At 65.1% G+C, this 13834-nt stretch carries 9 protein-coding genes and 4 pseudogenes; 10 read left to right on the top strand and 3 right to left on the bottom strand.

Annotated features, from left to right (window positions below; genetic code table 11):
* Positions 1–11: 11 nt before the first annotated feature.
* A pseudogene (locus NW75_RS03120) lies at positions 12–823 on the top strand (DUF815 domain-containing protein).
* A 25-nt stretch (positions 824–848) separates the two neighbouring features.
* Here the strand turns inward: NW75_RS03120 and NW75_RS03115 are convergent.
* Positions 849–2640, bottom strand: a pseudogene (locus tag NW75_RS03115) (ABC-F family ATP-binding cassette domain-containing protein).
* A gap of 403 nt (positions 2641–3043) precedes the next feature.
* On the opposite strand from NW75_RS03115, the gene NW75_RS03110 reads away from it, so the two are divergent.
* The 3 genes and pseudogenes from NW75_RS03110 to NW75_RS03100 form a co-directional block, all read left to right on the top strand.
* Positions 3044–3250, top strand: a complete 207-nt coding sequence (locus NW75_RS03110) for a hypothetical protein (RefSeq protein WP_331385964.1) — start codon at positions 3044–3046, stop codon at positions 3248–3250.
* Between the two features lie 32 nt (positions 3251–3282).
* Complete coding sequence (locus NW75_RS03105; RefSeq protein ID WP_010404476.1) at positions 3283–3948, top strand: response regulator transcription factor; 666 nt, start codon at positions 3283–3285, stop codon at positions 3946–3948.
* 149 nt (positions 3949–4097) lie between these two features.
* Positions 4098–5418, top strand: a pseudogene (locus NW75_RS03100) (sensor histidine kinase); the annotation flags it as partial.
* A gap of 95 nt (positions 5419–5513) precedes the next feature.
* On the opposite strand, the gene NW75_RS28070 reads toward NW75_RS03100, so the two are convergent.
* Positions 5514–6098 (bottom strand): NUDIX domain-containing protein, encoded by a 585-nt coding sequence (locus tag NW75_RS28070; protein WP_081988605.1) that lies wholly within the window; start codon positions 6096–6098, stop codon positions 5514–5516.
* 110 nt (positions 6099–6208) lie between these two features.
* On the opposite strand from NW75_RS28070, the gene NW75_RS03095 reads away from it, so the two are divergent.
* On the top strand, positions 6209–6964 hold the full coding sequence (locus tag NW75_RS03095) for a DeoR/GlpR family DNA-binding transcription regulator (RefSeq protein ID WP_052192105.1): 756 nt from the start codon (positions 6209–6211) through the stop codon (positions 6962–6964).
* A 275-nt stretch (positions 6965–7239) separates the two neighbouring features.
* A complete protein-coding gene (locus tag NW75_RS03090) occupies positions 7240–7770 on the top strand; it encodes an AAA family ATPase (protein ID WP_033963689.1) in 531 nt (176 codons plus the stop codon).
* Positions 7771–7879: 109 nt separating this feature from the next.
* Here NW75_RS03090 and NW75_RS03085 read toward each other — a convergent pair.
* A pseudogene (locus tag NW75_RS03085) lies at positions 7880–8880 on the bottom strand (LLM class flavin-dependent oxidoreductase).
* Positions 8881–9108: 228 nt separating this feature from the next.
* On the opposite strand from NW75_RS03085, the gene NW75_RS03080 reads away from it, so the two are divergent.
* The 4 genes from NW75_RS03080 (at position 9109) to NW75_RS03065 (ending at position 13730) form a co-directional block, all read left to right on the top strand.
* Positions 9109–9774, top strand: a complete 666-nt coding sequence (locus NW75_RS03080; RefSeq protein ID WP_033963687.1) for a pyrimidine 5'-nucleotidase — start codon at positions 9109–9111, stop codon at positions 9772–9774.
* Positions 9771–10592 carry a 2,3,4,5-tetrahydropyridine-2,6-dicarboxylate N-succinyltransferase gene (gene dapD / locus NW75_RS03075; RefSeq protein ID WP_033963686.1) on the top strand — a complete coding sequence of 274 codons (822 nt, stop codon included), beginning with the start codon at positions 9771–9773 and terminating at the stop codon, positions 10590–10592. The genes NW75_RS03080 and dapD overlap by 4 nt, the downstream gene beginning before the upstream one ends.
* 215 nt (positions 10593–10807) lie before the next feature.
* Positions 10808–11728 (top strand): class II fructose-bisphosphatase, encoded by a 921-nt coding sequence (gene glpX / locus NW75_RS03070; RefSeq protein ID WP_052192103.1) that lies wholly within the window; start codon positions 10808–10810, stop codon positions 11726–11728.
* A 139-nt stretch (positions 11729–11867) separates the two neighbouring features.
* Positions 11868–13730 (top strand): CocE/NonD family hydrolase, encoded by a 1863-nt coding sequence (locus NW75_RS03065; RefSeq protein WP_033963685.1) that lies wholly within the window; start codon positions 11868–11870, stop codon positions 13728–13730.
* The last annotated feature ends 104 nt before the right edge of the window (positions 13731–13834 follow it).

Below are 13834 nucleotides of genomic sequence, written 5' to 3'. Positions count from 1 at the left end.
CATGCGGCCACATGACCGATCCCCTCGCCCGCATCGCCGCCGCGCTCGAACGGCTGGCCCCGCCACCACCCTCAAGCGCCGATCCGCTGGCGCACCCGGCCTATGTCTGGCGCGGCACGGTGCTGGAGCCGGTGCGCGATTTTCGGCCCTTGCCGCTCGACCGCCTGCACGGAATCGACGCGCAAAAGGCGGCGATGCACGCCAATGCCCGCCATCTGGCGGACGGAGCAGCCGCACATGACGTGCTGCTATGGGCGCGCGCGGGACCGGCAAATCGGCGCTGGTCAAAGCCGTAACCGGCGCGGTGCAGCACGAAGGCGGCGCGCTCGCGCTGATCGAAGTCGTGACCTCGCAGCTCGACACCCTGCCCAGCTTGTTCGCACAGATCGCCGACTTGCCGCGCGCATTCCTGCTGTTCCTCGACGATCTCGGCTTCGATGCCGCCGCCGATGGGCGCGCGCTGCGCTCGATGCTCGATGGCGGGGCGGAGGCGCGACCGGCCAATGCCCGCCTTGTCGTCACTTCCAACCGCCGCCATCTGGTGCCGCGCGAGATGATCGACCAGCCGACCGCCGTGAACCCGCGCGACGCCGCCGACGATGCGCTGGCGCTCGCCGATCGCTTTGGCCTCAGTCTAGGCTTCCATGTCGTCGATCAGGACGGCTATCTCGCGATCGTCGCCGGTTATGCGCACGCCTATGGTTTGCCGTTCGATCCGGCAGACGCGGTTGGCTGGGCAACCCGCCGCGGCGCGCGTTCAGGCCGCGTGGCGTGGCATTACATCGTCGATCTGGCGGGGCGAAACGGGCGGTCGCTAACCTAACGATCCTGCCCGTTCCGGGGAGGATTTAGGCGAGGCTCTCCACCATCTCGGCCAGTTCCAACCAGCGCAGTTCGGCGGCGTTCTTGTCTTCCTGCGCCTGGCCGATCGCTTCCATCAGCCGCTCGAACAACGCCGGGTCGCGCGTGTAGAGATCGGGGTCTTCCAGCAACGCCTGGTCACGCGCGATCGCGGCATCAAGCGCCTCGATCCGCTTGGGCAGCAGCTCGTAATCGCGCTGGTCCTTGTACGTCAGCTTGACCTTGGTGCCCGGCGGCGGCGGCGGGGCAGCCGAGGTTGCATTCCTGGCGATCGCGCCGCGCTTGGTCGGCGCGGCGGCCTTGCGACGGCGCTCCCAATCCTCATAGCCGCCCGCCACGACATCGACCGTACCCGACCCGTCGAGCCCGAGCGTGATCGTCACCGTGCGATCGAGAAAGTCGCGGTCGTGGCTGACGATCAGCACCGTGCCATCATAGTCGCCGATCACATCCTGTAACAGATCGAGCGTTTCGAGGTCGAGATCGTTGGTCGGCTCGTCCAGCACCAGCAAATTGGACGGCTTGGCGAATTCGCGCGCCAGCAACAGGCGCGAGCGCTCACCGCCCGACAGCGTGCCGATCTTGGCATCCAGCACGCCCGGCTCGAACAGGAATTCCTTCAAATAGCCGACGACATGTTTGCGAATGCCCTGCACCTCGATCCAGTCGCCGCCATCGGCGAGCACGTCGCGGATTGTCTTGTCGGGGGCCATCTTGCTGCGCTGCTGATCGATCACGATCTTCTCGATCGTCTTGGCGAAGCGGATCGTGCCGCTATCGGGCTCCAACTCGCCGGTGAGCAGCTTGAGCAGGGTCGATTTGCCCGCGCCGTTCGCGCCGACGATGCCGATGCGGTCCTTGCGCGTCACGCGCAGCGACAAATCGCGGATGATGGTGCGGTCGCCAAAACGCCTTGGAGATATGCTTGGCGTCGATCACCACCTTGGAGCGCGCATCGTCGCTGCCGATGGTGAGGTTGGCCGCCCCCTGCGGCCCGACCATCGCCGCGCGTTCGGCGCGCATTTCGACCAGCTTGGTCAGGCGGCCCTGGTTGCGCTTGCGCCGCCCGGTGACGCCGCGCAGCAGCCAATGCTCTTCCAGCTTCAGCTTGGCGTCGAGCTTTTCGGCATTGCGTTGCTCATCTGCATAGACTTGCTCGGTCCAAGCATCGAACCCGCCAAAGCCGATTTCGGCGCGCCGCAAATTGCCCCGGTCCATCCACAAGGTCTGCTTGGTCAGCTTGGTCAGGAAGGTGCGGTCATGGCTGATGACGACAAAGGCACCCCGGAAACGCTGGAGCCATTCCTCGATCCATTCGATCGCGCCGATGTCGAGGTGGTTGGTCGGCTCATCGAGCAGCAGCACGTCGGGATTCTGCGCAAACGCGCGCACGATCGCGGCGCGGCGGCGCTCACCGCCCGAGGCCTTGGCCGCTTCACGCGTCAGGTCGATGCCGAGTTGGTCGGCAATCGCCTCAGCCTCATGCCGCTGCGGCGCATCCTCGCCCGCCAGCACATAATCGGCCAGCGTCGCGAAACCGGTCATCGCCGGTTCCTGCTCCAGCTGGATCACGCGCGTGCCGGGCACGATCGTGCGGCGGCCCTCGTCCGAATCGATCTTGCCGCCGAGCAATTTGAGCAAGGTCGTCTTGCCCGCGCCATTGCGCCCGATCAGCGCCAGCCGATCACGCGGCCCGACATGAATGTCGAGCCCGCGAAACAACCAGCCCGAGCCTTGAATGACGCCGAGATTTTCATATGCAAGAATTGGTGCAGCCATAGCGTGTGCGCCCTAACGATGTAGCGCAGCTAAATCGAGGCTTTCCGCACATCGCCGACTTTACCGCGACGCATGTCCTGCTCCCGGCTCCCATCGGGAGAGGGAGGGGCACGCCGCGAAGCGGTGGGAGGGTGAGGGTGATCCGCTATGCCGCCGCGCCCGGATCACCCTCATCCGGCGCTTCGCGCCACCTTCTCCCACAGGGAGAAGGATTGATAACCGGTCTTGCGCGGGTCCGTCGCGCCTCCAACCCCCGTCCCCGCTCATTCACAGGCTGTTCAACGCTGACTGCCTATGCCAATCCCATGACGATGCTCGTACCCATCCTGTTTGGACTGGCCACCGCAACGGCACCGCTGCCGACCGACGGCGTGCAACTCCAGCGCGCCGATCAGCGCGAAGCGTGGCGCGCGCGCAGGAAGGCCGCATCCTCCCACTCAAGGAAATCGAGGGCCGCGTGTTGCCATCGATGCGCGGCAGCCAGTATCTCGGCTTCGACTTCGAGCCCGATCGCGGGATTTACACGCTGAAGTTCCTGCGCGATGGAACCGTCATCTGGGTCGAGGTGGACGGGCGTTCCGGCCAGATCCTCGGCCGCACCAGCAACTAAGCGCGGCCAGCGCCGTCCTAAGGGGAACTTTCATGCGTGTTCTGATCGTCGAGGATGAACCCAATCTCGGCCAGCAATTGAAGGCCACGCTGGAGGGGGCAGGTTATGCGATCGACCTCGCCACCGATGGCGAGGAAGGCCATTTCATGGGCTCGACCGAGAATTACGACGCGATCATCCTCGATCTCGGCCTCCCCGAAATCGACGGCCTCACCGTGCTCGACCGCTGGCGCAAGGAAGGCCGCACCGCCCCCGTGCTGGTGCTGACCGCCCGCGACAGCTGGTCCGACAAGGTCGCCGGGCTCGATGCCGGGGCCGATGATTATGTCGCCAAGCCGTTCCAGTCGGAGGAATTGATCGCCCGCCTGCGCGCGCTCATCCGCCGCGCCTCGGGCAATGCCTCGTCGGAACTAACCGCCGGCGACGTGCGGCTCGACACGCGCAGCGGCAAGGTCACGCTGGCCGGCGAACCGGTCAAGATGACCGCGCAGGAATATAAATTGCTCAGCTATCTGCTCCACCACAAGGGCAAGGTGGTCAGCCGCACCGAGCTGATTGAACATATTTACGACCAGGATTTCGACCGCGATTCGAACACGATCGAAGTGTTCGTCACCCGCATTCGTAAAAAGCTCGGCCAGGACGTGATCACCACCATTCGCGGGCTTGGCTACAGCCTTGAAGATCCGGATGCATAATGGCTGACGCGCCGGGCACGGATTTCGTCGTCGTCCCGGCGAGCGAAGGCGCGGTGGCGCACGAGCACGTGTCCCCACCCTTGCCACCGCTCGACACCGAGCCGCGCGCGACGATCGCGACGCGCACGACGGGATCGCTCAGCCGCCGCATGATCCTGATCGCGGCGGGGGTGGATTCTGCTGCTGTTGACCGGCGGCGGCTTCGCGCTGGACCGCGTGCTGACCACCGCGATCACCCAGAATTTCGACGACCAGCTCGAATATGTACTGACCGCGCTGATCGTCTCAGCGGAAATCGGGCCGCAAGGCGAAGTGTTCAACAATCGCGAGCTTGCCGACCAGCGCTTCCTCGAACCCAATTCGGGGCTGTATTACCAGATCAGTGCGCCGGGACAGGAGCCCTATCCGTCGCGCTCCTTATGGGACCGCCGACTTGCTTATGGCAGCGCGCATAATGATCTTGGCATCCATGCCTATGACAGCGACCAGTTCGTCGATCCCCGCACCGACAATCCCGAGCGGCTGCGCATCGTCGAACGCGACGCGACGCTGCCCGGCTCCAAGGTGCGCTGGCGTTTCCAGGTTGCGCAAAATCGCGAGGGGCTCGACGCGCAGATCAAAGTGTTGCGCAAGACGCTGGTGCGCAGCTTCGCGCTGCTCGGCTTCGGCCTGATCGTGATGGCGGCGCTGCAGACCTTTTACGGGCTGTGGCCGCTGCGCAAGGTGCGCGAGGAAATCGCCCGGATGCGCGCGGGCAAATCGCGCCAGATCGAACGGCCGATGCCGATCGAGGTCGCGCCGATGGTCGAGGAATTGAACGGCCTGATCGCGCATAACGAACGCCAGGCCGAGGAAGCGCGCCGCCATGCCGGCAATCTGGCGCACGCGCTGAAGACGCCGCTCACCGTCATCATGAACGCCGCCACCGCCCAGGCCGATGATCTCGGCGAAACCGTGGTGCGCGAGGCGCGCACGATGCGCCGCCAGGTCGACCACCACCTCGCCCGCGCCCGCGCGGTCGGCAGGCGCGGCTCGGCGCATAGCCGGGCGGACGTGTGGCCCAGCCTCGAATCGGTCGAGCGCGCGGTCGGCATACTCTATCGCCACGTCCGCATCGACACCGACGGCCCCAAGGATCTGCAAGTCCATGTCGAGCGGCAGGATCTCGACGAAATGCTCGGCAATCTGATCGAAAATGCCGCAAAATATGGCGGCGGCAGCGTGTTCGTCACCGTGTCCAAGCATTCGGGCTTCGTCGAATTCCTGATCGAGGATGACGGCGTCGGCATCCCCGAGGAACAACGCATCCGCATCTTCGATCGCGGCGTGCGGCTCGATTCCGGCAAGCCCGGCACCGGCCTCGGCATGGCGATCGTCCGCGACGTAGCGGAGATTTACGAGGGCACGGTCTCGCTGGAAGAGAGCGAGGATCTGGGCGGGCTGCTGGTGCGACTGAGGCTCCCGGCCGCGATTGAGGGGCGGCGCTTGTCTGGGAGCCGCCCCAATCCCAGCCCTTCAGCGTGTCCGAGCACGATCCTGAAACTGGCCGTTCGAGCTGCCCTGCGCTACGACGCGAACAGATGCAGGGCTGCGTATTGCAAGAGCATGATGGTCTTCCCATCGCGAATTTCGCCAGACCCGATCATCGACAGTGCCGTGTCTATTGCGATCTCGAAGACAGCGATGTCCTCGCCTTCCTCCGCATTCCCGCCGCCCTTCGCGACCCGATCTTCCGGTCGATACCGGCCGACAAAGAAGTGCAACCGCTCGGTCACCGAACCGGGGCTCATAAAGGCATCGAAGACCTGGCGGACCTCCCCGACGCGAAAGCCGGTCTCCTCCGCCGTCTCCGCGCGGATACGGACTTCGGGTTCCGCGTCGTCCAGCAGGCCGGCAGGAACCTCGATCAGCAGATCGTCATGCCCGTTGACGAAGGCGGGGTAGCGGAACTGGCGGGTAAGAATGACCGTGCGACGTTCGGGATCGTATAGGAGGATAGCTGCGCCATTCCCGCGATCGTAGGTTTCGCGCGACTGCCGCTGCCAACTGCCATCCTGTCGCTGAAAGTCGAACACGGTCTTTTTGAGAACGTACCAATTGTCCGACAGGACGGTGACCTCGTCTACCCGCACACGATCGGCGATGCTCATAGCTGCTCCTTGATGCTTGAAGGCAGCGGGTTCCATCCACCCGCTGGACGGCCGCCATTTTCCGTGCAATATCGTGCAGAGTCAATGATTATCGTGCAAACGAGACAAGAATGCTGACCACGGAACGCAAGGCCCTGATCCAGAAGATCCTCCGCCGGGATGGACGGTTGATCGCCAAGACGTTCAGCAAGGAGATCGGCGTGTCGGAGGACACGATCCGGCGCGATCTGCGCGAACTTGCGGGCGAAGGCCTGTTGCAACGCGTCCATGGCGGTGCGCTGCCAGCCTCGCCGGCGGTGGCGGACTTCGCAGCGCGCGAGGAGCTTGGCTCTCCCGCCAAGGTGGCGCTGGGGCGGCACGCGGCCCGCCAAATTCAACCAGGGCAGATTGTCTTTTTGGATGGCGGGACGACGAATGTACAACTGGCGCGGGCATTGCCCCACGATCTTCGGGCGACCATCGTGACCCATAGCCCGAGCATCGCGGTCGAATTGGTGCGGCACCCGCTTGTCGATGTGCAGATTATTGGTGGCCGTCTCTTCAAGCACTCGATCGTCGCAACCGGTGCGGCGAGTGCCGAGGCGATCTCCCGCATTCGCGTCGATACCTATTTCATGGGGGTGACCGGGTTGCACCCCGATCTCGGTGCAACGACGGGCGACGCGGAGGAAGCGGGGATCAAGCGTTTGATCGCGCGCCAGTCTGCCGAGACGGTGGTTCTTGCCTCCCGCGAGAAGCTGGGAGCGGGGTCCCCGTACCAGATCCTTCCACTAGCGGAAATCACGACGCTGGTGACCGAAGATGGCTTACCTTCGGACGTGCGCCACATGTTCCGTCACATGGCAGTCGAAACCATTCCGGTCTGAAAGCGACGCATGTTTTCGCCGGCAAGGCGGACATACTCGCTTTCCCCAACAACCCGCGCGATTTCCCCGGCCAGGTTCAGGATCGGCAAGGATTGCAGCCAGCCGTGCCAAACGCCTCCCCTCCCTGAAAGGGAGGGGCTGGGGGTGGGTTGGCCAGCCGCGCGGACGGAGGTGTCAGGCACACGCTCGGTCACGACTTTTGTGCTACGATGGACGTAGGTTTCCGTTCGACACGCCCCGATGGTGGCCAGTCTCGGGGTTTGATATGCAACCGTATGTCACACGTTCAGCGCAAAATCGTGATTGTTTCCGGTGCCCCGGGGGCAGGTAAGACGACACTCGCCGTGCCGCTGGCTCAGCGGCTCGGCTTCCCGCTCTTTTCCAAGGATTTCATCAAAGAGACGCTGACCGACGTGCTTGGTGACGGCAGTGGCGACATCGCCGCCTCCCGCCGGATCGGCAGTGCCTCGATGGAACTCATCTGGCAGTTGGCGAGCAACGCGCCGCAAGCGGTCTTGGAAGCGAATTTCCGACCCTATAGCGACTATGAGCGGGAACGGCTGGCCAGCCTGCAAGCCTCCATCATAGAAGTTCATTGCGATTGCGGCCCCGCCGAAACAGCGAAGCGATTTCGTGAACGGGCCGCCGCCAACGGTCATCATGCCGCTCACCCTCTGAAAGAGCTGCCCGCTGAAATGCTCGCCGAATATGATCGCCCGATGAGAATAGGTCCGGTCATTGAGGTAGACACGCGAAGCCCGGTCGTTCTGGAGTGGGTCTTGGCAGAGGTAAAACGGCTTTCCTGACCGGCAGAAAGTGCCCCAGCAAACGCCGCGCACTTCGGTGGTCGGCAGATGCCACGCGATTTCCTCCGCCCGATTCAGGATCGGCGTCGATTGTAGCAGAATCCTGAGCCTAAGCCGCCAGCGCCAGTTCGCGCATCGCCTGCGCCGTAATCTCCATGCTGCGTTTGCGCGCGGCGTGATCGTAGATCGAGCTCGCGATCATCAGTTCGTCCACCACCCGGTGCGCTCGACAAACGCGGCGATCTCGCGCGCGACCTTGGCCGGGCCGCCCACCGCCGAGCAGGACAAGACATGATCGAGGATCGCCGCGCCCTGCGGCCCCAGGCTCGCGCGATAGCCCGCGACCGGCGGCGGCAATTGCCGCGGGTTGCCGGTGCGCAAGGCGACGAACGCCTGTTGCTGCGAACTCGCCAGCAATTCCGCCTCGTCATCGCTGTCGGCGGCGAACACGTTGAAGCCCGCCATCACATAGGGCTTGGCGAGCGCCGCGGACGGCCGGAAGGTGCGGCGATAAATATCGATCGCCGCCATCAGCGCATCGGGCGCGAAGTGCGACGCGAAAGCATACGGCAAGCCCAGCATCGCGGCGAGTTGCGCACCGAACGTGCTCGATCCCAGGATCCACAAGGACACATCCGCCCCCGCCCCCGGTGTCGCGCGAATGCCGGTCTGGCCGTCATCGGCGAAATAGCTTTGCAGCTCCATCACATCCTGCGGAAAGGCATTGGCGTCGCTGTCGAGGTTGCGGCGCATCGCGCGCGCGACGATCTGGTCCGATCCCGGAGCCCGGCCGAGCCCCAGGTCGATCCGCCCCGGAAACAGCGCGTCGAGCGTGCCGAACTGTTCGGCAATGGCGAGCGGCGCATGGTTGGGCAGCATGATCCCGCCCGCACCGATGCGGATGGAGGACGTAGCGTTGCCGATATGCGCCAGCACCACCGATGTCGCCGCGCTGGCAATGCCGGTCATGCCGTGATGTTCGGCGGTCCAATAGCGTGTGAAACCGAGCCGCTCGACATGCGCGGCAAGGTCGGCGGCATTGGCCAAGGCTTGCGCAACGCTGCCGCCTTCGATGACGGGGACGAGATCGAGCAGGGAATATTGGGTCATAAGAGGGATGTGGGGAGGCCAGCGGGTGTTTCAAAGCCCCTCCCCTTCAGGGGAGGGGTTTGGGGGTGGGGTAGCGGCGGCGGAGCGGGCTTGATGCCCGCTTCGACGCTATGGTCTGGGCGCAGCGTTTGCTGGACGGCCCCACCCCAACCCCTCCCCTGAAGGTGAGGGGCTTTCCGCACTCCACGCCTTGCCCCCCTCGCCCACCCCGCTTAGAGCCTGCGCGACATGGACCCGCGCCTCGCCCATATCCGCACCTGGATCTTCGATCTGGATAACACGCTCTATCCCGCGAGCGCGCGGCTGTTCGACAAGATCGACGCCAAGATGGGTGCCTATATCGCCGCCAAGTTCGAGGTCGATCTGGTCGAGGCCCGCCGCATTCAGAAGGGCTATTTCCACGGCCACGGCACCACGCTCGCCGGGCTGATGGCCGAGCATGATGTCGATCCGCACGCGTTCCTCGATTTCGTCCACGATATCGAAATGGACGTGCTCGAAGAAAATGCCCCGCTCGCCGCCGCCATCGCGCGGCTGCCGGGGCGCAAGATCGTCTTCACCAATGCCGACACGCCCTATGCCACGCGCGTGCTCGGGCGGTTGGGTCTCGGCGAAAGCTTCGAGGCGATCCACGACATTCATGCGATGGACTTGCTGCCCAAGCCGCAAGCCTCGGCCTATGCCGGGCTGTGCGCGGCGTTCGACATCGTACCCGAGCAGGCGATCTTCTTCGAGGACATGGCCCGCAACCTCGCGCCCGCCAAGGCGATCGGCATGACGACGGTGTGGGTCGACAATGGCTCCGAACAGGGGCCGGACGAGGACCGCAGCTATATCGATTTTACCTGCGCCGATGTGACGGCGTGGCTTCACGAGCATATGGGGGAAGCATGAGCGATCTGCAGCACACGATCGAAGCCGCATGGGACGCGCGCGACACGATCGGGTTTGGCACCACGGGCGCGGTGCGCGACGCAGTTGACAGCGTGCTCGACCAATTGGGTGCGGGCGCGGTGCGCGTCGCCGAACCCGAGGGCGACGGCTGGACAGTCAATCAGTGGCTCAAAAAGGCGGTGCTGCTCTCCTTCCGCCTCAACGATAACAGCCTGGTCGAGGGCGGCGCTGGCGGCGCGCCCGCGTTCGACAAGGTGCCCTCCAAATTCGCCGGCTGGGGCGAGGCCGAGTTCCGCGCGGGCGGCTTCCGTGTCGTACCGGGTGCGGTCGCGCGGCGCGGCAGCTTCATCGGCAAGGGCGCGATCCTGATGCCGAGCTTCGTCAATATCGGTGCCTATGTCGGCGAAGGCACGATGGTCGACACCTGGGCGACGGTCGGTTCCTGCGCCCAGATCGGCAAGAACGTGCACATCTCGGGCGGCGCGGGGATTGGCGGCGTGCTCGAACCGCTCCAGGCCGACCCGGTGATCATCGGCGACGGCGCGTTCATCGGCGCGCGCAGCGAAGTGGCCGAGGGCGTGCGCGTCGGCGAAGGCGCGGTGCTGTCGATGGGCGTCTATCTCGGTGCCTCGACCAAGATCGTCGACCGCGCGACCGGCGACGTGTATCGCGGCGAAGTGCCGCCTTATGCCGTGGTCGTGCCCGGCAGCATGGGCGGCGGCGACGGCAAGCCCGCGCTCTATTGCGCGGTCATCGTCAAGCGCGTCGACGCGCAAACGCGCAGCAAGACCAGCATCAACGAATTGCTGCGAGACTAATTTCCTCCCCTCCCGCTGCGGGAGGGGCTGGGGGAGGGCAGTCTGCCGCGAGCGCAACGCCGCTATCACATCCCCTCCCCTACCCCCCCGCCAGGGGGAGGGGAAATCTGGCTCGACACACGCAAAGGCTCTGCTAACCGACACGCAAACGATAAGAGGATTCCTGATGAACACCACCCGCTCCAAAAACGCTCGACCGAGTCCTCGTGCTGGAAATGGTGCGCGTCACCGAAGCGGCGGCGATTGCCGCGTCGAAGCTGACCGGGCGCGGGGATGAAAAGGCTGCGGACGCAGCGGCGGTCGAGGCAATGCGCGCCGCGCTCAACAACCTCTATATGGACGGCACCGTGGTGATCGGCGAGGGCGAGCGCGACGAAGCGCCGATGCTGTTCATCGGCGAGAAAGTCGGCTCGGCGATCGGCAAGGGCCCCAAGATCGACATCGCACTCGATCCGCTGGAGGGCACCACGATCTGCGCCACCGCCGGCCCAAACAGCCTCGCCGTGCTCGCCATCGCCGAGGAAGGCGGGCTACTCAACGCCCCCGACGTGTACATGGACAAGATCGCCTGCGGCCCGGGCTATCCCGAGGGCATTATCGATCTCGACAAATCGCCGACGGAGAATGTCCGCGCGCTCGCCGCTGCCAAGGGGGTGGAACCGCGCGAGATCATCGCCTGCGTGCTCGATCGCCCGCGCCACCAGAAACTGATCGCCGAACTGCGCGAAGTCGGCTGCGGCATCATGCTGATCGGCGATGGCGACGTCGCGGGCGTGATCGCGACCACCAACCCCGACACCACCATCGACATCTATATGGGTGCGGGTGGCGCGCCCGAGGGCGTGCTGGCGGCAGCGGCGCTGCGCTGCGTCGGCGGGCAGTTCAAGGGCCGACTGCTGTTCCGCAACGATGATGAGCGCGCCCGCGCCGCCAAATGGGGCGTGACCGAACTCGACAAGCAATATGATCTGACCGAGCTCGCGCGCGGCGATTGCATCTTCGCGGCAACCGGCGTCACCGATGGGTCGCTGCTCGCAGGCGTCAAGCGCAAGGGCCATGTGATGACCACCGAAAGCGTGGTGATGCGCGCCAGCTCGGGCACGGTGCGCTGGGTCAAGGGCGAACACCGCATCTGAGGCGAAACGGCCTACCCGAAATCCGTCATGCCGGGCTTGTCCCGGCATCCACCGTGCCGCACATTCCGAACGTAAAGATTCGCGGCACCGTGGACCCCGGCACAAGGCCGGGGTGACGGGTGTGGAGTTTGGGGGCGTTATGCGAACACTGAAAATCCTTCTCGCGGCCAGTGCCGCGCTGCTCCCGGTCGCGCTCGTCGCTCGCCCGCAAGCCGCCCCGGCTCCCGCAGCGCAAGCGCAATCCCCCTACAGCTATGAAGAAGTGATGGTCCCGATGCGCGATGGCGCGCGGCTACAAACCGTCATCCTGCGGCCACGCGGCAAGACCGGCCCGCTGCCGATCCTGTTCCAGCGCACCCCCTATGGCGTGCCCGATGCGCCCCCGGCCAAGGTCCCCGGCAACCAGGTCTCGCTCGACAAAGACGGCTATATCTACGTCTACCAGTCGATGCGCGGTCGCTTCAAATCGGACGGCGTGTTCACGCTGTCGACTGCGGTCCATCCCGGCCAACCCAAGGTCACCGATGAATCGACCGATGCCTATGACAGCATCGACTGGCTGGTGAAGCATGTGCAGGGCAACACCGGCAAGGTCGGCATGTGGGGCGTGTCCTACCCCGGCTTCGCTGCCGCCGTCGCGCTGATCGGCCCGCACCCCGCGCTGAAGGCGGTCAGCCCGCAAGCCGCCTGGATCGATTATTGGAAGTCCGACGATCTCCACCGCAATGGCGCGCTGCGCCTCAGCTACGCGACCGACTGGCTGTCGATGCTCCAGCTCGACAAGACCAAGGACACCGACTTTCAGTATGACCGCTACGACACCTATGACTGGTTCCTGAGCAAAGGCCCGGTCGCGGAAATCGACCGGCAAGTGTTCAAGGGCCAGGTGCCGATGTTCACTGCCCTGCTCGACCATCCCAATCACGATCGCTTCTACACCGATCAGCGCTGGAGCGACAAACTCGGCAAGACGACGGTGCCGACGCTCAACGTCGCGGGCTATTGGGATCAGGAAGACCCGTGGGGCTCCTGGCAGATCTATTTCAAGCAAGCGCAGAACGACCCCGATCATCTGGCGACGATGGTGGCGGGGCCATGGGCGCATGGCTGGTGGCAAGGCCCGACCGCCGCGCTGGGACCAATCCCGTACGGCGTGCCGAGCGGCCCACAATTCCAGGAACAGATCCAGGCGCCGTTCTTCGCCTATTGGTTGCACGGCACCGGCCCGCGCCCGACCTCGGGGGTGAAGAGCTTCCAGAGCGGGAGCTGGACGTGGAAAAGCTATCCCGGCTGGCCCGTGCCCGGCGCAAAAGCGACCGACCTCTATCTCCACGCCGATGGCTCGCTCTCCTTCACCGCACCCGCCGCCAGCGAAGGCTGCCGCGACTATGTGTCGGATCCGGCCAACCCCGTCCCCTTCCGCCCGCGCCCGATGTCGGGCACCTATCTCTCGCCCGATTGGTCGTGGTGGGAAGCCGCCGACCAACGCTTCCTACAGGGCCGCCCCGATGTGCTGAGCTACACCAGCGCGCCGCTTGATGCCGATCTGACGGTGACGGGCAGCGTGCTCGCCGAGCTCGCCGCCGCCACCAGCGGCACCGACAGCGATTTCGTCGTCAAGCTGATCGACGTCTATCCCGAAGATGCGGTCAAGGCCCCCGAACATCCCAAGCCCGGCGATTATGCCAAGTCGCTGAACGGCTACCAATTGCCGATCGCGATGGACGTCCGCCGCGGCCGCTTCCTCGCCAGCGACACCACGCCGCAAGCGCTGGTGCCGAACAAGGTCACGCACTGGGACGTGCCCTTGCGCGAACACGACCATGTCTTCCTGAAGGGCCACCGCATCATGGTGCAAGTGCAGTCGAGCTGGTTCCCGGTAATCGACCGCAACCCGCAAAGCTTCGTCCCCAACATCGCCCGCGCCACGCCTGCCGATTTCGTCAAGGCCACGCAGCAGGTGTGCGCCGGATCGAAGATCGTGCTGCCGGTAGTGCGGTAGAGTCTCCCGCCCACGCCGGATCGCGCCGTAGCAAGCGGCTGGCGCGGCTCAGGGTTTCGCGGCGGGGCTTGGCAAAACGCGGATCGTAACCGGTGCTGTGCCAA

Source organism: Sphingomonas sp. Ant H11, assembly GCF_000797515.1.
Lineage (GTDB): Bacteria > Pseudomonadota > Alphaproteobacteria > Sphingomonadales > Sphingomonadaceae > Sphingomonas.
Note: the sequence above shows the minus strand (reverse complement) of the source record. Positions and strands in the feature narration are given on the sequence as shown.

Coding starts and splice junctions, on each gene's coding strand:
- NW75_RS03105 (WP_010404476.1), top strand. CDS start 3,283: ATGCGTGTTCTGATCGTCGAGGATGAACCCAATCTCGGCCAGCAATTG.
- NW75_RS28070 (WP_081988605.1), bottom strand. CDS start 6,098: ATGAGCATCGCCGATCGTGTGCGGGTAGACGAGGTCACCGTCCTGTCG.
- NW75_RS03095 (WP_052192105.1), top strand. CDS start 6,209: ATGCTGACCACGGAACGCAAGGCCCTGATCCAGAAGATCCTCCGCCGG.
- NW75_RS03090 (WP_033963689.1), top strand. CDS start 7,240: ATGTCACACGTTCAGCGCAAAATCGTGATTGTTTCCGGTGCCCCGGGG.
- NW75_RS03080 (WP_033963687.1), top strand. CDS start 9,109: ATGGACCCGCGCCTCGCCCATATCCGCACCTGGATCTTCGATCTGGAT.
- dapD (WP_033963686.1), top strand. CDS start 9,771: ATGAGCGATCTGCAGCACACGATCGAAGCCGCATGGGACGCGCGCGAC.
- glpX (WP_052192103.1), top strand. CDS start 10,808: ATGGTGCGCGTCACCGAAGCGGCGGCGATTGCCGCGTCGAAGCTGACC.
- NW75_RS03065 (WP_033963685.1), top strand. CDS start 11,868: ATGCGAACACTGAAAATCCTTCTCGCGGCCAGTGCCGCGCTGCTCCCG.